The organism is Candidatus Villigracilis vicinus (genome assembly GCF_016702885.1).
GTDB classification, from domain to species: domain Bacteria; phylum Chloroflexota; class Anaerolineae; order Anaerolineales; family Villigracilaceae; genus Villigracilis; species Villigracilis vicinus.
In genome coordinates this window covers 250,072-272,888 of the sequence record NZ_JADJDD010000003.1, presented here as the reverse complement: position 1 = coordinate 272,888, position 22,817 = coordinate 250,072, and the positions used below count along the sequence as shown (strand labels likewise).

At 50.4% G+C, this 22,817-nt stretch carries 18 protein-coding genes; 7 read left to right on the top strand and 11 right to left on the bottom strand.

The features are described from left to right. Positions 1 to 205 precede the first annotated feature (205 nt). Entirely contained in the window at positions 206 to 517 is a 312-nt protein-coding gene (locus IPG80_RS04755) for a hypothetical protein (protein WP_345103249.1), read from the bottom strand. After that, the gene (locus IPG80_RS04750) at positions 502 to 741 is read right to left on the bottom strand and encodes a toll/interleukin-1 receptor domain-containing protein (RefSeq protein ID WP_345103248.1); all 240 of its coding nucleotides are present in this window, start codon (positions 739 to 741) and stop codon (positions 502 to 504) included. Before IPG80_RS04750 ends, IPG80_RS04755 begins: the two co-directional genes overlap by 16 nt. A gap of 185 nt (positions 742 to 926) precedes the next feature. Between IPG80_RS04750 and IPG80_RS04745 the strand changes: the two genes are divergently transcribed. From IPG80_RS04745 to IPG80_RS04725, 5 genes are read left to right on the top strand one after another with little or no spacing between them, the layout of a single operon-like run. Next, on the top strand, positions 927 to 3,401 hold the full coding sequence (locus IPG80_RS04745) for a tetratricopeptide repeat-containing protein (protein WP_345103247.1): 2,475 nt from the start codon (positions 927 to 929) through the stop codon (positions 3,399 to 3,401). A 49-nt stretch (positions 3,402 to 3,450) separates the two neighbouring features. After that, positions 3,451 to 4,050, top strand: a complete 600-nt coding sequence (locus IPG80_RS04740; protein WP_345103246.1) for a deoxynucleoside kinase — start codon at positions 3,451 to 3,453, stop codon at positions 4,048 to 4,050. Then, positions 4,051 to 4,938, top strand: coding sequence for a class I SAM-dependent methyltransferase (locus IPG80_RS04735; RefSeq protein WP_345103245.1), 888 nt, complete (start codon positions 4,051 to 4,053; stop codon positions 4,936 to 4,938). Then, entirely contained in the window at positions 4,939 to 5,397 is a 459-nt protein-coding gene (locus IPG80_RS04730) for a GNAT family N-acetyltransferase (protein ID WP_345103244.1), read from the top strand. Then, positions 5,394 to 5,792, top strand: a complete 399-nt coding sequence (locus tag IPG80_RS04725) for a hypothetical protein (protein WP_345103242.1) — start codon at positions 5,394 to 5,396, stop codon at positions 5,790 to 5,792. The genes IPG80_RS04730 and IPG80_RS04725 overlap by 4 nt, the downstream gene beginning before the upstream one ends. Positions 5,793 to 6,904: 1,112 nt before the next feature. On the opposite strand, the gene IPG80_RS04720 is transcribed toward IPG80_RS04725, so the two are convergent. From IPG80_RS04720 to IPG80_RS04690, 7 genes are all read right to left on the bottom strand, one after another. Further along, positions 6,905 to 7,657 carry a hypothetical protein gene (locus tag IPG80_RS04720; protein ID WP_345103240.1) on the bottom strand — a complete coding sequence of 251 codons (753 nt, stop codon included), beginning with the start codon at positions 7,655 to 7,657 and terminating at the stop codon, positions 6,905 to 6,907. Positions 7,658 to 7,753: 96 nt separating this feature from the next. After that, positions 7,754 to 8,515, bottom strand: coding sequence for a triose-phosphate isomerase (gene tpiA, locus IPG80_RS04715; protein WP_345103238.1), 762 nt, complete (start codon positions 8,513 to 8,515; stop codon positions 7,754 to 7,756). A gap of 8 nt (positions 8,516 to 8,523) precedes the next feature. Next, the gene (locus tag IPG80_RS04710; protein ID WP_345103236.1) at positions 8,524 to 10,326 is read right to left on the bottom strand and encodes a serine/threonine-protein kinase; all 1,803 of its coding nucleotides are present in this window, start codon (positions 10,324 to 10,326) and stop codon (positions 8,524 to 8,526) included. Positions 10,327 to 10,466: 140 nt separating this feature from the next. Then, positions 10,467 to 10,988: a hypothetical protein gene (locus IPG80_RS04705; protein ID WP_345103234.1), complete on the bottom strand. Its 522-nt coding sequence runs from the start codon at positions 10,986 to 10,988 to the stop codon at positions 10,467 to 10,469. Between the two features lie 101 nt (positions 10,989 to 11,089). Then, a complete protein-coding gene (locus tag IPG80_RS04700; RefSeq protein WP_345103232.1) occupies positions 11,090 to 12,262 on the bottom strand; it encodes a phosphoglycerate kinase in 1,173 nt (390 codons plus the stop codon). 53 nt (positions 12,263 to 12,315) lie between these two features. Next, positions 12,316 to 13,326: a type I glyceraldehyde-3-phosphate dehydrogenase gene (gene gap, locus IPG80_RS04695; protein ID WP_345103230.1), complete on the bottom strand. Its 1,011-nt coding sequence runs from the start codon at positions 13,324 to 13,326 to the stop codon at positions 12,316 to 12,318. 164 nt (positions 13,327 to 13,490) lie between these two features. Next, the gene (locus tag IPG80_RS04690; protein ID WP_345103228.1) at positions 13,491 to 14,804 is read right to left on the bottom strand and encodes a gluconeogenesis factor YvcK family protein; all 1,314 of its coding nucleotides are present in this window, start codon (positions 14,802 to 14,804) and stop codon (positions 13,491 to 13,493) included. A gap of 269 nt (positions 14,805 to 15,073) precedes the next feature. Between IPG80_RS04690 and IPG80_RS04685 the strand changes: the two genes are divergently transcribed. Together IPG80_RS04685 and IPG80_RS04680 are read left to right on the top strand one after the other, a co-directional pair. Further along, positions 15,074 to 16,054 (top strand): aminotransferase class III-fold pyridoxal phosphate-dependent enzyme, encoded by a 981-nt coding sequence (locus IPG80_RS04685; protein ID WP_345103226.1) that lies wholly within the window; start codon positions 15,074 to 15,076, stop codon positions 16,052 to 16,054. After that, a complete protein-coding gene (locus IPG80_RS04680) occupies positions 15,975 to 16,397 on the top strand; it encodes an aminotransferase class III-fold pyridoxal phosphate-dependent enzyme (protein WP_345103224.1) in 423 nt (140 codons plus the stop codon). The genes IPG80_RS04685 and IPG80_RS04680 overlap by 80 nt, the downstream gene beginning before the upstream one ends. 98 nt (positions 16,398 to 16,495) lie before the next feature. Here the strand turns inward: IPG80_RS04680 and IPG80_RS04675 are convergent, their stop codons facing one another. Further along, positions 16,496 to 16,942 carry a toll/interleukin-1 receptor domain-containing protein gene (locus IPG80_RS04675; protein ID WP_345103223.1) on the bottom strand — a complete coding sequence of 149 codons (447 nt, stop codon included), beginning with the start codon at positions 16,940 to 16,942 and terminating at the stop codon, positions 16,496 to 16,498. A 70-nt stretch (positions 16,943 to 17,012) separates the two neighbouring features. Further along, positions 17,013 to 22,808: a sortase gene (locus tag IPG80_RS04670; RefSeq protein ID WP_345103221.1), complete on the bottom strand. Its 5,796-nt coding sequence runs from the start codon at positions 22,806 to 22,808 to the stop codon at positions 17,013 to 17,015. Between the last annotated feature and the right edge of the window lie 9 nt (positions 22,809 to 22,817).

Genomic DNA, 22,817 nt, shown 5'->3' with positions numbered 1-22,817 from the left:
ATGCCAGGAGATCCAGCCCCACACCCCAAGGATCAAACCAGAGGATAGGGCTGTTAACCAACTGGTAAGAACAGGGTCGCTTGTTTCAATGTGCAATGAGAGTAACTGCCCGTAAAGAGTGTTCCCCAATACCAAATAAGACAGGGTAATTGCAAATGGCATTGCCAGTAGAGCGGCTTGCACACGCATAAAATCAAAGCTGCGTTTAATATCTGATAAGGCAGCGAATCAACAAAAGGGTATAAAAATCGTCCACAAGGTATTTAACGAGAGGGAAAGCAACGATGGCACTAAATACAATTGTGCCCCATACTACTGCTGGTGCCTTAAAGCCTGATTCCGGAACAGGATGTTCCTCCTGTATCGGATGAGCTAATTGTGAGAATAATTCGTTCAAGCCCGCCTGATAATTGCCACGGAAATCCACCCATTCATATTTTTCAAGTTCGGCGGGGATGTCTACCGCTTCAAAGATCAGCAAAATAACACGTTTTTTCGTCTCTAAAAATGGCGCCATTCCAAGGCAACAAATTCTGAAGCCAGCGAAGCCTTTGAAACCACCAAAAGAACTGTATCTGCTTCTTTCAAACCTTTATCGATCTGTTCCGCCCAAGGAGAACCCGGGATCAAAACCCGATAATCCAGCCAGACATCATATTTTTTTTCTTCCAAATCGCCGACAAGATCGTCAACAAAACCCAGTTCGCGCCGTGAATAACTAATAAAAATTTTATTTTGCATCAGTCTCTCTCTCCATAACGATTATACCAAAGCGTTTAATCTGCCATGGAATAGTCATATCGCGCCAGCACCGACAGGGAGAATCTTTGCTCACATTGCTCCATCCTTGATACAATTAGAGAAAATTGACCAATCAGACGTATGTTTTTATATAATATTGGTATTGTAGATAAAAGGAAAAGAATATGCCCGAAGCCAATGAAAGCAATCCTGAAAAAAAGCTTGAACCAGAGGGAAATCCGATCCCAGTTCCACGACCGGAAAAACCCCTGACGCCTTCAGTCGATTCCAATCAGGTGATGGACGCTGCTTCATCCAAAGCAACTTCGTCTAACCCCGCCTCCACAGGTGATGCCGCCAAGACTGCCGCAGCCACGGAGACCAAGGCAGGTAAAGCCAACCGCTCTGTAGATGATAAGGATTATGATGTAGACGGCTCTGGAAAAGACAGTAAGAATTTGCACCCCGAAGTAAGACCTCATGCTTTTGTTGTAATGCCATTCGGCAACAAAAAGGGTCCAGACGGTCACCCATTCGACTTTAATGCAATTTACAAAACGCTGATCAAGCCTGCCATTGAAGATGCAGGTTTCGAGCCTTTCCGCGCCGATGAAGAGACCTCTTCAGGCGACATCCTTACAGACATGTTCCAAGAGTTACTGCTGGCAGACATGGTGGTTTGCGACCTAAGCATTGACAATGCCAATGCGTTCTACGAGTTAGGCATTCGCCACTCTTTACGCAAGCGAGGCGTGGTTCACATCCAGGCAGGACGCCCTTACATGCCTTTTGATGTATTCAACGTGCGCACCCTGCCCTATCACATCACACCTGAAGGGGTACCCGACCCGATACATATCCGCAACGATATCAAAGCCGTTGCCCGGCTTATTCGCGATACGTGGGCGTCAGACCGAGATATGGTTCACAGCCCCATCTACAACCTGTTGACCGGTCTAAAAGAGCCAAACCGAAAAAGCCTGCAAACCCCGCTGGCAACCGGGTTCTGGCGTGAATACGAAGAATGGAAAGACCGGGTTACTGTTGCCCAACGCGATAAACACATCGGCGACATCCTGCTGTTAACCGAAGAGATCCGCAATCCGCTCATCCGCGAAGATGCAGTTGCCGAAGTTGGCAGTGCCCTTTCGCGGCTGGGTCGTGACGAGCTGGCGTTAAAACAATATCGTGAAGGCATCAGCGTCAATGCTTCCAATTTGGAATTTCGTCAGGAAGAAGCCTTCCACTTGAATCGGGTTGGGCGGGTAAACGAAGCCATTGTCAAGCTTGAGAATATTCTGAAAGATTACCCGGAAGACAATAAATCGATCTCGTATTTGGGGCGCATCTATAAAGAGATGTGGACGGGCGCCTGGCGTAAAGTGAATGATAAGAAAAAACGGCTGAAAGTGGCTTTCGATAGCTATCATTGGCTTATCCGATCCATTGAAATCTATATGAAGGGGTTTCAAGTCGACCTGCGTGATTATTACCCCGGCATAAACGCTTTTACCCTTTCCATGCTTGCCATTCATCTGGCAGATAAGTTTGACAACAAAAAGGCACCCGACCCGGATATCATTCGCATTCGAAAAAGGTTGAATGGTCTCCGAGAGACCCTGCAGTTCTGCCTTGAAAGCAGATTAAATCTCGATCAAGATAATGCCGACTATTGGGCTCTCGTTTCTATGGCGGAACTGCGTTTATTTACCTCCAACGACCTTCAAGAAGTGCTTCGTTCTTATCGCAAGGCGGTGACTGCCGTTCGGCGCGACCTGTTCTCCCTGCGTTCTTCTCTTCAACAATTGGAGATCATTCAATCGTTGGACGTGCGCCCTGAGTTCGTTTCTGCCTGTATAAATTTGATCAAAGAAGAGATAAAGATCGCAAGCACGGGCGACGCAGGCAACATTGCCCAAGTGGACATTCGCCCCGGGTCCAAATCCAAAAGCGGACGAGCACTCGTCTTCAGCGGCTACATGGTGGACTACACAGGGAAGGACAAGAAAACCTTCCCTTCAGAAAAAGAAGGCGAGATCCGGCAGGAGATTCGCAAGCGCGTGGAAAAGTTTAAGGCAACAGCCCTGGACCGGGCTTTTTTGGCAGGTTTATCTGCCGGGAGTGAAATCATATTCGCAGAAGTTTGCGCCGAAGCTGGCATCAAGGTAAAAGTTTTCATGCCACACCCGGACTCTACCTACATTCGCAGGTTCGTTGCTCCGGCAGGAGAAGCCTGGGTTGACCGCTTCTACTCGATCCGCAATCACCCGCTGGTGGATGAGATCTACCAGATCGAGCACCTTGGGCAACCCAAAGATGGCGACAATTTATACGAGCGCAACTGCCGCTGGGCGATCTACTCAGCCATGGGTCGTGTTGGCATTGCCAACATGGAAATGGTCGCAGTGGCAAGTGATTTCATCAGCGACACCAAAGACCGCGATGTGCTCCTCACCCGCTACATGATCGACCTTATGCGCAACCTCGGCGGCAGGGTCGATGAGTTCATCAACCCTACAAAATACATTCGCAATGTGATCGACAGCGCCCTCGAACGCCTGATCCTGCAAGGGGATGAAAACGCGCAGTCGGGAAAAAAGAGCGGCTCCAGTTCCACAAAATCCATTCGAAGAAAGCGCGTCGAGAAAAAGACGGAATAACACAAGAGACCCGCTGATACGAGCGGGTCTCTTCTTCTCGAATTCATCCATGAACAAACTTTTTGTCATCGTTGGCGCAAGCGGCGTGGGCAAGACCACACTCATGAACGCTCTGCTGAGACACTATGAATGTGCAATTGCCTACGAACAACATAATGAACGTCCCTTTCAAGCGCTCTTCAAACAGGATGCCCGCTACGCGCTTGCCAACCAGGTGGATTATCTGCTCATGCGTGCCGAGCAGGAACGCGATCTGCGCTCGGGAGACAAGCCAGCTTTAATGGATGGCGGGCTGGATCTCGATTTTTACGGATTCACACGCCTCTTTCACACCCGGGGCTGGCTCAGCGCTGCCGAGTTTGACCTGTGCCGACGCCTGCATGCACTCACCCGTCAACTACTGCCGCCGCCAGACCTCATCATTACTCTGAGCGCGGATGCGAATACCATCCGCGAACGATTGGCTTCGAGAAACAGAATCAATATTGCATCGGGCGAAGATGCGGAGCTTTTAGAGTCGTATGTGGCAGACTGGTTGAAAACGGTTCCCGAGTCGCACATCCTGCGGTTGGACGTTTCAAAGGAAAATAGGGAGTACTCCACAAGCATTCCCATCATCCTTGATAAAATCAGGGGCATACGAGGCTGAATGGAAAACATTGATGAACTGAAGCACCAAACCAACGGCAAGCCAACCTATAAACTGACCCAGGCGAATGTTTATGTTTCGCCGGGAGGGTTTCACTACATTGACCATCTTGACCCGATGGAAGAAGTTTCGCCAACGATCGACGGCAGCGGGCTGACCGATGCCGAGGTGACCTACATTGAGAAGTCTTTGCAATCGAATCCCGAGAGGCTGGATAATCAATTGGCAGCAGTAAAGCGGCATCTGACCATTGCGGGTAAGAAGGCGCTGGATATCGGCTGCGGAGGCGGGCTGTTCCTGGCACAGTTGAAGGCGGCGGGCGCAAATGTTACCGGCGTTGAGTTAAGTGATACGCGCGCGTTCTATGCAAAGACCAAATACGGTTTTGAAGTGCTCAAGCGCACCATCGAAGATGAATATTGGAAAAACTTTTATGGCAGCTTCGATATTGTTACGCTGTGGGATGTGATCGAGCATGTCAATTACCCCATGGCAACCGTGCAGGCAGCGGCAAGGATGCTCAAACCAGGCGGTATTCTACTGATAGATACGCCCTGCCGCGATGCGTTCTATCATCGCTTTGGCGAATTCACCTACAAGCTCTCAGGCGGGAGATTCCCGACCTTTTTGAATACGATGTATTCGGCAAAACCTTTCGGGCACAAACAGATCCTTTCGCTCACTGAGATGAAAGGACTGTTCGAAGCGGCTGGCTTGGAAGTAGCGGAGTTGAAGCGTTTTCATGAACTTTCATTCCCCTACAGTTTTTATTTAAAAAAGTTGCTGCGGTCTGAGCTGTTGGTGAAGGTGCTGCTGCCATTCGTTCACATCTTTTTCGTGATCTTTCCCATCCGCAACAAGATGCTGGCGATCGGAAGGAAAGTATAAATGGTGACCCTGCGAGCCGTGACTACAGATGACCTGCCTTTTTTCTTTGCATATCAATTGGATGAACAAGCGGTTGAAATGACGGGCTTTCCACCCCGGAATAAAGATTCATTTGACGCACATTGGTCCAAGATTCTGGCAGATGAGAACATCTTTATCCAAACCGTTTTATACGAAGGACAAGTAGCTGGTAGTATTCTTAGCTTTGTCATTCAGGGGGAACGGGAGGTCGGGTATTGGCTGGGCAGGGAGTTTTGGGGTAAAGGCATTGCCTCTGAAGCGCTGAAGCAATTTCTATTTCAAGTAACACAACGTCCGCTGTTTGGGCGGGTGGCGCAGAAAAACCCAGCTTCGAAACGTGTCCTGGAAAAATGCGGTTTCCACGTCATCGGTGAAGATAAATGGACTCCGCCCACGGGTTCGGAAGAAGTTTTGGAATTCGTATTACGGTTGGAATGAAAACTGCGTTCAACGCCTATCTTAAAGAGCTTGCCGCCAGAACCCTGCAAAACGGCGGCACGGCATCAAAGCCAGCTACTTGTGAATTCCTCCCCGATCAGGATGTGTGGAGTTTTCCAAAATATCCGGCAAAGACCGCCATTCTTCCGCCTACGATCAATTTACTCAGCGAGCTGCGTGACTTCATTACCCGGAATGAGGCTTTCCTCAACGAGGCTGATTGCTGGCTGGGCACCTGGATCAACCCGCAGACAGGTAATTTTTATTTCGACGTTGCAACAGGCATCGCAGACCTTGAAACAGCGAAACGCAAAGCAATTCAGGCAGGCAAAGCAGACGGCAGAGAGATCGTGGCAATGTTCAATGCCAAAAGAAATAAGACGATATTTCTCTGAACGAATTAAACCCCCCCCAAATTTCCCTTCTGGGCGGGGCCCCGCGAACAAACACCCCCAAACCAACCCCCCAGGGGCCGGGGGGGGGGGGGGGGGGGGGGGGGGGGGGGGGGGGGGGGGGGGGGGGGGGGGGGGGGGGGGGGGGGGGGGGGGGGGGGGAGGGGGGGGGGGCGGGCCGGGGGGAGGGGGGGGGGGGGGAGAGGGGGGGGGGGGGGGGGGGAGGGGGAAGAGGGGGGGGAAAAAAAGGAGGGGGGGGGGGGGGGGGCGGGGGGGAAGGAGAAGAGGGGGAAAAAAAGGGGGGGAGGGAGGAGGGGGGGAGGGCGGGGGGGGGAAAAAGGGGGAAAGGGAGAGGGAAGAAAAGAAAGGAGGGGGGGGAAAGAAGGGGGGCCGGGGGGGGGGGGGGGAAAAAAGGAAAAAAAAAAGAAGGGGAAGAAGAAGGGCCCCAAGGGGGGGGGAAGGGGGGAAGGGGGGGGGAAAGGGGGGGGGAAAAGAGAGGGGGGGGGGGAAGCCAACAGCCAGGGGGAGGGGGGAAGAGAGGGAGGGAAGGGGCGGGGAGAGCACCGGAGAAAAGGAGGGGAAAGGGGAGAGGGAAAGGGGGGAAGGGGGGGAGGGGGGAGGGGGGGGGGGGGGCACGGGGGGAAAGGGGAAGAAAAAAAACCCAGGGGGGGGGAAAAAAAAAAAAAAGGAGGAAAAAGAAGGAAAAAAAAAAAAAAAAAAAAAGGAGAAAAAAAAAAAAAAGGGAAAGAGGGAAAAGAAAAAAAGAAAAAAGGGGGATTAAAAAAGAGGGGGAAAAAAAAGCGGGGAAAAAAAAAAAAAGGGGGGAAAAAAAAAAAAAAAAAAAAAAAAAAAGGACAAAAAAAAAAAAAAAAAAAAAAAAAAAAAGTAAACAAAAAAAAAAAAAAAAAAAAAAAAAAAAAAGAGAAAAAAAAAAAAAAAAAAAAAAAAAAAAAAAAAAAAAAAGAGAAAAGGGGAAAAAAAAAAAAAAAAAAAAAGCGTCCCAAAAAAAAAAAAAAAAAAAAAGAAAAAAAGGAAAAAAAAAAAAATAAAAAAAAAAAAAAAAAAAAAACCCTTGGCTTAGTATTCCCCGGCAATCAACTTTTATCAGATCATATTTAACGAACATCCACCTGCATAAGATATGCGATCACCTGCCGCAGTCCCCAAAATGGAATCAACAAAACAAGGTGGACGATATTACTGAGCGCAAACAGCAAAGCGACTGAACGTAACAATGGATCCAAAACGGGGGCAAGGTTATTCAGCATCCACGTCCCTGCGCCGGAGAGGATCGCAAGCGTGAGCAAAGCGCCCACCCACAACCCAAGCGGCAGCCAGGCATGCCGATCCGACTCAGAAGGCAGCATGGTGCTGGATACGGCAAAGGTCAAATAGAACCAAAGAAAGAAATCCGGCACAGAAGGCAGCAGCCCCACCCCCATCAGAAATAACTTCATCTGTCCATTGACCAACACATGCCAGAGCGCATCCAGCCGCAACTGGATCACGCCTGCATACGCCACGAATGCCGTCCCGGCAATGATAGGCGCCAGCCCGATCAGCGAATCGCGCAGGATGTCTGTCCTTTCTGTTTCCACATAACCGAGTTGCAAATGTCCATCTCCCAGTGCCTGCGGAATGATGGAAAAACCGCCGGTCCGCACACCTAATATCTTCGCCGCAACAAAATGACTCAGCTCATGCAAAAACACACCAGGCAGGAATAATGCTGAGAACAAGGCGATCGTCAATGGTCTGCTGCGAGTTACAAGAAAAAGGATGATCTGAATTTCACGATGCAAAAAACGCTGGAGGTATACCAGCGGCAAAAGCATGCAAACAAGCCAAAGTAAACCAGTGAACTGCATTTAAAAAATCTCACTGACAAAGGCAAAGGTCACAGAGAATTTTCCTGATCTCCGTGACCTTTGTGGTCTTTGTGCCAAATTCTTTTATGATTTCGATTAAGCAGAGCCCGCCGCGCGCGCAATGGCGATGAACTCATCCACCTTCAGGCTCGCGCCACCAACCAGAGCACCGTCAATATCCGGCTGGGAGAAAAATTCCGCAGCGTTGGAAGCGGTCACCGAACCGCCATACAGGATGCGGATCGCCTGAGCTGTTTCTGCGCCGAAAAGTTCGCTCAAAACCGGCCGGATCATCCCGCCGTGGACGCCCTGTGCATTTTCGCCGCTGGAAGCCTTGCCTGTGCCGATTGCCCAGACTGGTTCATACGCAACAACAATACGTGAGGCGAAGTCTGCAGAAACGCCCTGTAACCCCTGCCGGGTTTGTGAAGCGACAACCTCGGCAGTCTGCCCGGCTTCATACTGCGCCAAGGTCTCACCCACGCACACGATGGGCGTGATATCGGCTTTCTGCGCCGCGAGCAATTTCTTGTTGACCGTTTCATTCGTTTCGCCAAAATAAGTACGGCGTTCTGAGTGACCCAGAATCACATACCCGCAAAGTTCCCTCACCATGGCTGGGGCGACCTCACCTGTGAAAGCGCCTTTTTCTTCCCAATGCATGTTCTGCGCGCCAAGACCGATCCCGGTCGCTGCGAGCATTTGCGAAGCGGTCATCAAAGACAGATATGGCGGGCAAACTACCCGCTCAACACTATTAACTTCATTCAAACCACCAGAAAGTGCGGAGAGCAATTCTTTCGTCTCCGCAATATTTTTGTTCATCTTCCAATTACCGGCTACAAACGGTTTTCTCATGCATTCTCCTATTGGATCGTTGTTAGTAATTTACCAGCCATCTCCCGCAGCCAGGGCGGTGCCCCCAAGTCTGAGGATAATGACAGCAAAAGGGTTTTAGCTGTTTCGCGGCTGCCCACTTTCATTTCGATCTCTGCCTTGAGCAAAAAAGCTTCGTACATATCCGGCATCAGCTTTTGAGCATTTGCGAGATTTAATTTTGCATCATCCAGGCTGCCGTTATACAAGGCGTATCGTCCGCGGGCAATGTACCCAAGTGGAAGGTCGGCGCTATCGATCCGCTCGAAGAAAACGAGTAAAGGCATTTCCTTCTCGGAAGCAGCTTTATAGACCGCCTCATGCATTCCATCGCGGACTTCCATGGGAATGTTTTCCGCACGACCGGCAATTCCAGCCAGCCGCATGTACATCCCTGCGGCAGGGATCCATGCTTCACGGGACTTGAATTCCTGCACCGCAGTCATGTAAAAATCTTTATTGGAAGGACCAGCAAGATTGGCAGCCTGCGCCAGCGCTTCGTAAGACGGATTTTTTTGACCGTCATCCCAAAGAGCAAGGGAGAGTTGCAAGTGTGCGTTCGCGTTTCCCGGATCCTTCGCCACTTCTTCACGAGCCGCAGCGACGGTTGGCGAATCACTGCTCGGCGTCAGAGGCGGGAGCAATGTTTGAGTCGCATCAGGTGGTACGTCCACGACAGGAGTAGAAACAGCCGGAGTAGCGATCGCTTGCGTTGCCCGTGCAGGACGAATAGGCAGAATGCCTGGATAGTTACGCAGTGCAAAAAATGCTACAACACAACCAAGGATGACGACCAGCCCGCCTGCCGCCCACATCCACCCGGTATTTTTTTTGGAGGTTTGCTTGGGTAATGATTTGGCGGCAATCGCAGTCCTGGCATCCAAGCCGGGCTTTTGTTGGGCTTTGGAGGCATCGCGCAAACCGGCAGGGCGCATCTTAATGGATGTACCTTGCATGGGAATACCTGAATCGATCCAGGCTTGTTTGAAAGCGTCCATTAGAATTTCAACGGATTCGTAACGGTCGAGCCGGTCTTTGGCAAGTGCCTTCATCAACACACGTTCCACCGCTTCCGGCACCGTCGAATTTACGACCCGCGGAAGAGGCAGGGGTGAATAGATATGGTCGTGAATAATGGAAAACGGAGTGTCAGCAGTAAAAGGAACCCGCCCCACCACCATTTCATACAACATGACACCTAAAGAATAGATATCCGTTTTGTTATCGAGATCTTTCTTCCCCATGGCTTGTTCGGGCGAAATATATTGCGGCGTGCCCATGATCGAATCTGCAGAAAGTGTAGATTCGCCATCTTGAGCAATACGCGCCAGACCAAAATCCGCCAGATATATAACACCGTCAGTTGAGATCAGCACATTCGATGGCTTGATATCGCGGTGCAACACGCCCTGCCGATGTGCATACGCCAAAGCCGAACCGACCGAATCCACAACCTGCTCGATCTCAACCGCAGAAAGCGGACCTTGATTTAAGCGGGCTTTGAGCGTATCGCCTTCGATGAACTTCATCACCAAATATGGGCGTCCCTCGTGCTCAGCATAATCGTACACTGGCACAATGTTCGAGTGTTCCAACCGCGCCACGACCCGGGCTTCCCGCTGAAAACGGCTGATGAAGGTCGAATCTCCATTAAATGCCTGATGCAGCACCTTCAGCGCAACATACCGATCCAGGGCGGCATGATAGGCTTTGTACACAGAGGCCATCCCCCCCTGCCCCAATTGCTCCATCACTTGATATGGACCGACGTTCGCGCCCGGCTTGAATGACATACACTTCTCCGCAGAATTATTTCCCCCCATTATAGCCGAGCCTGCCAAGCTTCGGTTATACCTGTGTAAATTGTTTGCAAACTGTCATTAAATTGAAAAGCGGACGGGGTTGAGACCCGTCCGCTTTTAGAAAATATGGATTAAGGTTGAATATCCACGGTCACATTGACAATGCCGTTTTCCGGTGTGAAAGTCAACGGGAAAGGCTTGGAAGAGCCATCACCACAATTAACACTCCATTCCTCGCGCCAAACACCTGCGCTATCCGGCTCTTGGATCACAGTAATAGTAGTCCCTTCAACAGTGGGAGCGGTGCAGCCAGACATAATACCGACCAATTGAACCGACGCCCAAGCCATAAAACGCGTTTCCTCATCGGCAAGTCCACCAGTGGGAACGTCGCCGCTCACATCCAAACCAGGGACGCCCGGCACTCCGGGAGTGGCATTCGGGTCAAGCGGGTTGAACGGTACATCAGTGGGGATGTCAAAATTTTGAATATCCTCCACCGCTGCCTGTGCAGCCACGTATGCCTGGTAGCCATAATATCCACCAGCGCCGGTTACAACACAACAACAGCACAACACCACCGCAACAACAACACCAATAATCACATTGCGGTTATTCTTTGGTTCTGTTTGAGGAACGGAATTCGTTTCCATTTTTAAATCTCTCCTGTTTAAAATTGATAAAATCATTATACAAAAGAAAGGAGCAGAAGGATATAAAATCCTTCTGCTCCTTTTGTCCTATATAAAAACGCTTACTTGTCGTTCAGGGCAGCCACACCGGGCAGTTCCTTGCCTTCAAGGAATTCAAGTGAAGCACCGCCGCCGGTGGAGACGTGAGTCATCTGCTTGGCAACACCAGCTTTCTTGACAGCACTGGCAGAGTCACCACCGCCGATCACGGTGACGGCTTTAGATTCAGCCATCAACTTCGCAAGGGCGAATGTCCCTTCGGCGAACTTCGGCATTTCGAAGACGCCCACGGGTCCATTCCAAACGATCAACTTGGCTCCATCCAGTGTGCTTTTATACACGCTGATGGTTTTCGGTCCGACATCCAGCATGCGCCAACCCGCGGGAATCTTGTCCACGTCTACGGTTTGGGTGTTGGCTTCGGCGTCGAACTTATCCGCGATGATCGCATCGACAGGCAGGACGAGTTTATCGCCCAGTTTGCCGAGCAGAGTCTTGGCGGTTTCGAGCGCTTCGGCTTCGACGAGACTGTCCTGCATGTTCAGTCCCTTCGCGGTGAGGAAGGTATTCGCCATACCGCCGCCGATGATGAGTTTGTCACATTTAGAAGCAAGCGTTTCAACGACGAGAATCTTGTCACTGATCTTCGCACCACCGAGAATGGCGATGTAAGGATGCTCAGGGTTAGCAACGGCTTTGCCGAGGTATTCGAGTTCCTGTTCCATCAAGAAGCCGGAGACAGCGGGTAAGAAGCGGGCAATGCCTTCTGTGGATGAATGTGCTCGATGAGCCGAACCGAAGGCGTCATTGACATACACATCCGCGAGGGCTGCCATTTGTTTGGCAAGTTCGAGGTCGTTCTTTTCTTCGCCTTTGTGGAAGCGGGTATTCTCTAGCATCACCACGTCACCGGGCTTGAGCGCCTTGGCAATGGCTTCCACTTCAGGACCGACACAATCGGGAGCCATGGTCACGGGGCGATTGATCAGCGTAGATAAAACTTCGGAAGCAGCACGCAGGCTGAATTCCGGGTCTGCGCCGCCCTTGGGGCGTCCCAAATGGCTGGCGAGCAGGAGCGAGGCTCCCTGATCCAAAACGTATTGGATGGTGGGTAAAGCGGCTTTGATGCGTTTGTCGTCGGTGACTTTGCCTTCTGCCATGGGGACGTTGAAATCCACACGCATGAAGACGCGTTTGCCTTTGAGTTCGATATCTTTTACAGTTTTCTTGTTCATAATTTCCGCCAAAAAAGTAGGGGCAGGTCTGAGACCCGCCCCTACGCATTATATTACAGGGATTTCGCCATCAGTGCTACGAGATCGGCAGTGCGGCTTGCATAACCCCATTCATTGTCGTACCAGGCGACCACTTTGACCATGGTGCCCATAACGATGGTATCCATGGCGCTAAAGACGCTGGAGAACTGAGTACCGCGCAGATCGGTGGAGACGAGCGGCTCATCGGTGACATCCAGGATGCCCTTCATGGAACCATTGGCATACTCGATCATCGCGGCGCGGATCTCTTCGACGCTGGCTTCTTTGTTTAAGATCGCGGTGAAATCCACAACGGAAACTGTGGGAGTTGGCACACGGAACGCCATACCGGTGAATTTACCCTTGAGTTCGGGGATAACAAGACCGACTGCCTTTGCTGCACCCGTTGAGGAAGACACAATATTCTGCGCCGCGGCACGGGCATCACGCAAATCCTTCGCACCAACGTCTTGCAGTTTCTGCGAGTTGGTATAAGCATGAATAGTGGTGAGGAAGCCCTTCTCAATACCAAATTTATCATTTAACACTTTAGCAACCGGCGCGAGACCGTTGGTAGTGCATGAAGCGTTAGAGACGATGTTGTGTTTGGCGGGGTCGTATTTATCGCCATTTACGCCGAGCACCACGGTGATATCTTCATTCTTGGCAGGTGCAGAGATGATGACTTTTTTAGCGCCGCCTGATTCAATATGCGCCTTGGCTTTGGTTGCATCGGTGAAGAAGCCCGTGGCTTCGATCACAATGTCAACGCCCATGTCCTTCCACTTGATGGCACCGGGGTCTTTTTCAGCGGTAACCTGAACGGTCTTGCCGTCAACGACCAGGTTGCCGTCTTTCACGTCTACCGTGCCATTATAGGGACCGTACGTTGAATCGTACTTCAACAAATGCGCATTGGTTGCCGGGTCGAACAAATCGTTGATCGCAACAACTTCAACCTGGTCGCCAACGCGCTGCTTGATCGTGCGCAAGACGAGGCGTCCGATACGACCAAATCCGTTAATACCAACTTTTACTGCCATGGGAAAATCCTCCAATTAAATATGTGTCAGGGAACACGAGCGTGTTGCCGCTGGTATGGTCATTCATACAACTTGAATTTTACTTCTTTTGGGCAAATTTGTGAATTTTCGTACGTCTTGGTTTTTCGTGATGAATGTAATCGATTACCAGGTAATTTTTCTAATTATTTTGAGTGACGGGCGAAAAAAGCATCCAAAATCGCTTGTGTCACTTTTGCAGAATCATGCCGCCAGGGATGCGCATCATCAATAAGGTCAGTGGCATGGGTGCGTTCATCGGAAAGTACTTTTTCATCAGCACGAACCCAAACAGACGAAGGTCCCACATCCCCTTGATAATTATTATTACATAAGATCACGTCAAAAAGATTTTCACCTACATGTCCTTCCAAAACCCGGACATGATCGTAACAAGTAAATGCATCGGTTTCACCTGCCTGTGTGGCAATATTACAGACATAGACCTTAATTGCCCGGCTTGCACGGATCCCATCCAACAGATCGTGTACGAGCAGGTTAGGCAGGATGCTTGTATAAAGGCTGCCAGGACCGATCACTATAATATCTGCCGCAAGCAGTTCTTTGATCACAGGCGGAAAGGCGGCAGCATCATCGGGTTCGAGCCATACACGGCGTACCCGTCCTGCCATTTCAGGGATCTTACTCTCCCCCTCCACACGGACTTCATTCAACGTGTATGGCAATTCCATACTTGCCACAAGTTGCACATTGTGCAGCGTTGAAGGCAAGACCTGCCCATTCACAGAAAGTACCCGCCCAGATTCAACCACGGCACCTTCAAAGCTGCCGGTAATATCTGCGAGGGCTGTGATGAAAAGATTTCCAAACGAATGTCCGTCCAGATCTGGAGAGCCGCTGAAGCGGTACTGAAATAATTGAGTTAACATGGCTTCATCATTGGATAACGCCGCCAGACAGTTACGAATATCACCCGGAGGCAGAATGCCAAAGCTCTCCCGCAGCCTCCCCGAAGAACCACCGTCATCCGCAACGGTTACTACGGCGGTTAAATTGCGAGTATGAGCTTTCAAGCCGCGCAACAAGGTGGAAAGTCCATGCCCGCCGCCAATGGCAACGATGTGGGGTCCGCGATTGCGGCGTTGAAAATTCGCCAGTGTATTGACCACATCCGAGCCTGGTTGCAGGAACGGGCGCAGGAGGGAGCGGTTCAGTTTATACATCCCATAGACGATCAGCATGACGCCCATGCCGCCGAAGATCAGAGCACGCCAGATCCTGGGCAGAAAACGCAAAGAAGCATAGGAGAGTACAGTAAGCAGAGCCGGTTCGGATGAATCCGTTCGGTAAATGTCGATCAATATGACGGCAATGCCAAGTCCAAGCAGGGTAATGCCGCACATCATTAGAAAAAGCCAGCGTTTTACTCCCAACCCTGGGCGAAGCCAGCGAGGAAGATCGCGCAATATTTCCATGAATCGGTAGAAAAAATAATCCATAAAAAAGATAATAGCAGGGAAAATACCCTGAGTCAAAGGTATAAGAAGGCTCCCTGCGCTGCGGGATGCAAAAAAAGGCATACGGTATAATACGGACGTCCAATAACGTGGCGATCAAATTTGATCGCACGCAAACGCGACACACTGCCTACACGAAGTAAATTCACCTGGACTACACAATATACCCCCTGCTCTCGCTTCCCAAGTAGCGACGCAGGGTATTGTTGTCGAAACTCAAATCTGGCAATTAATTCACACAAGGAGCAATCATGGAAAAAACAAATCTTCCCGGACCAAAAACGAAGGCTATGATCGAACGAGATCACAAAGTAATTTCGCCTTCGTATCCCCGCGGATACCCCTTCGCCATGGATCATGGCAAAGGTACTGAGGTTTGGGATGTGGACGGGAACCGCTTTTTAGATTTTATGGGCGGTATTGCAGTTGTTTCAACCGGTCACTCGCATCCCCAGGTTGTCAAAGCCATTCAGGAGCAGGCAGAAAAATTCATTCATATTTCTTCAGATTTCTATCACGAGAATTGGATCCGGCTCGGCGAAAAATTGAACGAGATCGCGCCTTTTAAGGAAGATGCGCTTTCCTTCATGACCAACTCTGGCACTGAGGCTGTTGAAGCTGCCATCAAGCTTGCGCGCTACCATACCAAACGTTCAAACTTTATCGGCTTCACCGGAGCTTTCCATGGTCGAACCATGGGCGCCGTCACTTTTACGGCCAGCAAAGCGAAATATCACAGTGGTTTCTATCCGCTAATGAATGGTGTGACCCATGCCCCCTACCCCAATCCATATCGCCCTGTGCTGGAACGACGTAAGGGTGAAGATTATGGCGAAGCGGTCGTGCGGTATATTGAGGAAGAGATCATTGCGCAGATATTGCCTGCCGAGGAAGTTGCGGGCGTTCTGGTTGAAACTATTCAAGGCGAAGGCGGTTATATCGTCCCGCCAGATGGGTTCTACCCTGCACTGCGTAAATTCTGCGACAAGCATGGCATCTTGCTTATTCTGGACGAAGTACAATCAGGCATGGGACGCACTGGCAAATGGTGGGCGATCGAACATTTTGGTGTGGAACCAGATATCATCACCTCTGCAAAGGGAATCGCCTCGGGGTATGCCGCTGGGTGCTTGCATTGCTCGGAAATCTGTCATGGATTGGGAGATCGGTACTCACGGAAATACCTACGGCGGGAATCCCATCTCATGCGCGGCTTCGCTGGCAACCATTGACTTGATCGAGAAGCAATATCTTCAGAATGCTGCTGAAGTTGGCGAATATGCCATGGACGCACTGACCGAGATCCAGGCACGCCACCCCAGCATCGGTGAAGTGCGCGGCAAGGGCTTGATGATCGGCGTGGAATTCGTGAAGGATCGCGAATCAAAGGAATCTGCCGGTGAATTGACAGAACGCGTCGTGGACCTGGCGTTCGAACGCGGCTTGTTAATGCTTTCTTGCGGAAAAAGCGTGATCCGAATCGCACCACCGCTCTCCATCAGCAAGAGTGAAGTAGATGAAGGCTTACGTATGTTTGAAGAGGCACTGACAGAAGCCGAAAAGGAAATGAAGTAGGAATTTTCAAAATTTGCGCCGCAATGTTGGCGTTGAACAAAAAAGGCTGCCTAAAAACTAGGCAGCCTTTTTTGTTTTTTTTGTTCAAGAGGTCAATCTTAACCATCGGTAATGAGCGGCGCTGCGCCAACCCGCTTTGCACGCAGGTTTAGGCTCGCCAATAATTTCTTTCTACCATTATCGTTATATAGATCCACCCATTGATAGTCACGCAAGCTGTGGGGCAATTCAATTTCTTCAAACCGGGCTGGGATGAGGAATATCTCTCCTTGGGGCATTTCCAATGCCCGGTCAAGAGCGAGGCGCAATTCCCTTTGGACATACCCTTCCCTATTCACTGATCTTGAGGAAAGGCAAAGCAAGATCAGATCGGTCTCTTCCAAAGCTTTTGATATTTCCAATTTCCAATCCTGACCAGGCAAGAGTTTTTCAGTATCAAGCCACGGGTCTGCGCCATGTGCTACAAGATAAGCATACAATTCCTGTGCCTGAGTACGATCACCGGATGCATAACTAATGAAAATATTAATGAGGCGCGAGTTCAAAACAAAATCCTCCTACGAAAGTAATTGAGTGGAAATGTCCGCTGAAGACATTTCCACTCAATCCTAAACCTTATTCATCAATTACTTGGGTCAACACTGCGCGTACAACTGTTCTCTGCAGGTATTCACCCGAAGCCTCATCAAAAGTCTTACAGGTGATAAGGGTCAACCAGGGTTTGTCTTCGTGTTTCAGCACAGAGCTGACTGCAGTCGGTTGGACGGTGCTGTTGGTACGCACCTCGTAGATATACTTCTGTCCGCCAAGGTGAACGATGATCTGGTCGCCATATTTCAGGGTGTTAAGGTTGGCAAACGGACCCTTTAAGCCACTGGCGAGGGAGGTATGTGCAGTAATAACCGAGTTACCATCAAAGGTTGGGTAGGCTGTATTTTCCAACCATCCGGCTGAACTTGCCAGCCATCGCAGATCCCATTCGCCGGTCTTTTCGTCGAATGGCACGCCAACAATGTTCAACTTCGCGCCCATGGATGGAATCTCCACCCAGAGGTCGGTCTGCGCATACGCGAAGTCTTCCGGCATATCGGGCAGATAGGTTACGCGCCCGGGTGCAAAACCGGTAGCCGGAAGTTTAATTACCTCTTTTCCGGGTCCTTCACGTAAAGGTGGCGGCAAGTTGATGGCAACTGTTGAGACTACTGCATAGCTGTTCACGCCTGCAGGAGCACTTGGGTCATACCAGCGCTCAGTACCATTCACGTTGTAGGGCGAGATCTGCACAGGCACATCCGGAATAACACCAACATTGTCGACCGCAGGGTCGATCTCCAAACTAGTCCACTCGACATTCGCTGAGTTAACCACAGGAGCAGGTCCGACGAAGATCGCATCGAACGTGACGCGACCGGTTCGCCCAAGTTGGAATTCGTTCCAGCGGACAGTGAGCGTTGTACCGATAATGCTTGGCGGTAAAGCAACTGCTGTGCCACTAACAACCGCACTACCCGGAACATACTGCAAACCAACTGGGATCTCGTCGGTTATAACCACATCAAAGGCATCCGCAGAGCTTTGAGAGGAATGAGCCACATCAATCGTAAAGGTGATGATGGAGTTATATGGAGCATTTACAGGCGTGGCGGTCTTGTTGATGGTCATTTCAGGTTCAACCAGTGTGACCGGGTTCGCACTCACCGTTTGTGAATTACCACTGTAATTCCAAACCACACTGTTTGTACGCTGGTCGCCGCCTTGGTTGGACAGGATATCCAAAACGATCAGAGAATATCGGATGGTAACCAACTTTGGCTGGAGTGTTGCGTTGGTAAGAGCGCCGAAATCAAAAGTGACCAATCCACCATTATTTGCGACAAGCGGGTTACTGCCAGGCGCGGCGCCGTCAAGAGTGTTACAGGTGCCATCGGCAAGAGTTGTGCTGGTTACACCAGCAGGCAGATCCAGTTCGATACAATCCATGAACGCCAGACCGGTTTGAGGTGTATCAACAACTGTCACATTATTCAACGTACCGGAAGGCACAAGCAGAGTGATCTCATAGATAAGCTGCTCGCCAATGGTCGCTGCAGGCGCGCCTCCAGTTGTAACAGTGGTATGGGCAGCATTGCCGTCAATAAATGCCTTTGCAATTGTAAATGTGAAGCCAAAGTCCAATGTTGGATCGGTTGTGGTGCCGGTCGAATTATCAACCACCTCAAGTGATGCAGGAGCGGTGGGGTCAAGCGCAAAAACCTTACTGGAAGCAACACCGGCTGCCGTCCCAACACCATTGTCGTTATTATCAATATTATTGTTGGGGTTATTTGTATCACCAACACTGGCTACATCTCGCGCACTGAAGAAACCAGCAGGCGGGCTGACTCGAAGGATGTAATTACCCTGCGGCAAACCGGTTATAGTGTAGATGCCACTCGCATTTGTAGTTGTGGAGGTGTAAACGGTCAGACTATTGACATTGAGGACATCCACAGTCGCCGATGGAAGCGGGAAGTCGACAAAAGCGTCATAGGCTCCATCATTATCCACATCCACAAAGAGTTGATTGCTGACCGCTACCCGATAGAAACCAAAATCCACGGTGCGGTTGCTTTGGTTGTTCACCGCTTCACCTGACTCGGGGTTGGTACCTGGATCATTATCATTGATCGGCTCAGACATGCCCGGACCAAGGACAACGGCAGTGCTGACAACATCGCCGCTGGAAATACGCGTACCATTATCATCGAGGTCAGTATTGTTCTCAGGGCTGGGCGCAGTTGTTTCAAGCAGATTGCCGTTATCATCCCGGGTTGTTCTGCTGCTCCAATACCCTACGAGCGCATTATTGGATGCATTGTTCACAAAGTTATCGGAAGGAATGACAACCAGATAACTACCCGGTTCCAGATTGTCAAAACGATAATAACCATTTACATCCGTTGTATCTGTTGTGACCAGCGTGTCTGTACCCGAATCATATTGATTGTTCGTGTTTGTGTCGCGATACAACTCAACCAGAACACCGTTCACGCCAACTTCGGTACCGTTCTGTAGTACGCCATCATTGTTGGTATCGAACCAAACACGGTTGCCAAGGCTGTAAACAGATTTGAAACCAAAGTCTACGGTCAGGTCAGTTGTAAGACCGGCTGGGCTGTCGCCAAATTCACCTGCATCCATGACAAGTGTGCCACTGGTGACGGCGCCAGGGACATTTTCTGTGGGTCCATTATCGTCGGAGTCGGTGTTGTTATTTGGGTTGGGGGTTGAACCCAAGTCTACTGTGCTGACGTAGCCATTTGGCGGAGTCACACGCACAATGTAGTTCCCTTCGGGCAAGCCGGTGAAGGAGTAGATGCCGTTCGTACCAGTTGTGACGGAACCAAGAGATGTAGTGCCGTTACCTGCAAGCAAGGTAACTGTAGCGGCATCAAGTTCAGTATCTCCAGCACCATACGTGCCATTCACGGCGGCATCCACAAAGATCAAATTACCAATGGAAACCTGGTAGAAACCGAAATCCACGGTCATGTTGGCACGGTTATCGAGGTTGCCCTGACCCGAGCTTGAGAGATCGCCTTCACTGGTAGGTTCGTTGGTTGCAGGTCCAAGTGTGACCGCAGTGGATGCTACATAATTGATGGCGCTGCCCGAGAAGGTAGTGGCGCCATTTTCATCCACATCGGAGTCTGAATTGGTATCCGGATCGTTTGTGGCAGTTTCGTTGATCGAGCCGTTGTCTGCTCTTGAAGTGCCACTGCTCCAATATCCAAGCAAGACATCTGTAGTGCCACCAGAGGTGAAGTTATCATTTGGAAGTACAACAACATAATCACCCGCACTTAAACCATCGAAGCGGTAGTAGCCGCTTGCATTTGTGGTCGTAAATCCAGCGGAGGTATCCAAAGCGTCGTACACACCGTTTGGATTTGTATCCTTATACAACTCTACGCGGGCGCCACTGACGCCGTTCTCATTCGCGTCGATATTCCCATCATTATTTGTATCAAACCAGACGCGGTTACCGAGGCTGAAGGTTAGAGAATTGAAACCAAAATCCACTGAGTTATCTGTGGTGGTCCCGTTTGCAACAGTGAGAGTCTTGGCTGTGCTAAGCGGTGTGGTGCCGCTGCCGGGCGTCATTGTTAAGATGCCGCTGGTTACTGCACCGATCGCCGTACCAGGTCCGTTGTCGTTGTTATCCGTGTTGTAGTCCGGGTCAGTGGTGTCGTTTGCATTGACTGTATCCACCGTGCTGGCGTATCCGGCTGGTGGAGTAACACGCACGACATAGTTGCCTTGCGGCAGACTTGGGAAGGAGTACACACCGCTGGCAGTCGTGACCATACTGCGGAGCACGGTCGCACCATCAGCGCTGAGTAATTCAACGGTGGCACCACCAAGCAACTGGTCGCCAGAGGCGGAAACGTATTCGCCGTCAGAAACACCGGCGATCTGGTCATCCATGAAGATCAAGTTGCCAATGCCCACACGATAGAAGCCGAAATCCACGGTCATATTGGCGCGGTTATCGAGATTACCTTGCGGGTTGGCTCCGGATACAAGATCACTTTCACCTGTAGGCTCGTCGGTGGCAGGTCCAATCGTTATGGCACGTGAAGAAACATAGTTAAGCGGGTTCGCGTTGGAGAGCGCCGTGCTGGTAAACGTGGTCAGACCATTTTCCTCGCTAGTTAGCGGGTTGCTGCCTGCGTCCACATTATTATCGGGATCATTGGTGGCGCTTTCGCTCAAGACACCTGCATTACTGACCGTTGTGCCCGTGCTCCAGTAACCAGCCAGCGGGTCACCGGCAACATTATCTCCAAGACCAATATTTCTGAAGTTATCACCTGGCAAGAGAACAACATATTCACCCGCTGTGAGACTATCGAAGCGGTAATAGCCATTTACATCGGTGGTTGTATTTCCGGCTATGGTATCGCCTGCATCGTAAGCGCCACTTGCATTAGTGTCACGGTACACCTCAACTCGTACACCACTAATACCGTCTTCACCAGCATCAATGACGCCATCATTATCGGTGTCGTACCAAACACGGTTGCCAAGGCTGAAAAGCAGGGCGTTGAAGCCAAAGTCCAGCGTATTATCAGTTGTCGTCCCATTAGCAATGGTGACAGTTTTCGGCGAGCCGCCCGGGGTTGTTCCGCCGCCAGGAGTCATCGTCAGGATATTACTGCTCACTATCCCGGAATTTAGCCCAACACCATTGTCGTTATCGTTATCATTGTTGTCCGGGTTATCATTATCGGTTTGCGGATTTGTATCAATGGCGCTGGCATACCCTGTTGGCGGCGTAACCTTGACAATGTAATTACCTGCGGGCAATCCAGTAAATGAATATGTGCCCGCCGGTCCGGTGGTGACACTGCTGCCTATTGTCGTAGTTCCGTTCTCAGCATAAAGCTGGACGGTCGCTCCGCTAAGCAGGGTATCGCCGCCATTGTATGCGCCACTGGTATCAACATCCACGAAAACCAGATTACCGATAGCCACATTGTAGAAGCCAAAGTCAAGGGTGCGGTTGCTGCGATTATTAGGCGCTTCACCCGCTTGCGGATTGGTGGCTGGGTCGTTATCAGTGGTTGATTCTAGTTCGGCACCTAATGTGACTGCTGTTGAGGCGACATAATTAACCGTATTGCCCGAGAAGGTAGTGACACCATTTTCGTCGGTATCGCTATCATAATCATTATTGGCAGTAAAAGCCGCAGTTGGGGTCGCATCACTTGGAACGCCACTGGAATTGATCAACGTGCCGCTGCTCCAATACCCCAGCAATGCATCGGTAGTTCCACCAGCCACAAAGTTATCATTCGGTATAACTACTACATAATTGCCCGCAGCAAGATTATCAAACCGATAATAACCATTCGCATCTGTATTGACAGTTGTGACAGACGTATCCCCTGCATTAAATGTGCCGCTGGCATCGGTATCACGATACAGTTGCACCAGCACGTTATTGACGCCGCTCTCGCCTGTATCCAGAATGCTATCGTTGTCCGTATCGTACCAGACGCGATTGCCAAGGCTATAGACCTTGGTAAAGCCAAAGTCGAGTGTGTTATCGGTGGTGGTACCCGTACCCTGATTCAAAGCAATATTTGCCCGCACTTCACCAGCAGACATGGTTAATGCGCCACTGTTCACTTGACCAGGTCCAGTGCCATCCCCATTGTCGTTGTTATCAGTATTAATATCCGGGTCATCATTATCATTCTGCGGATTCGAGTCGATCGTACTGATATATCCGCTAGTTGGAGTGACACGGATTATATAATTTCCGGCTGGCAAGTTTTTGAAGGAATAGGTGCCGCCTGCGCCGGTGGTAACACCACCCGCCGCATCGTCTGTGGTTCCCAAAATTCCGTCTGGACCCACTGTCACTTCGGTAGA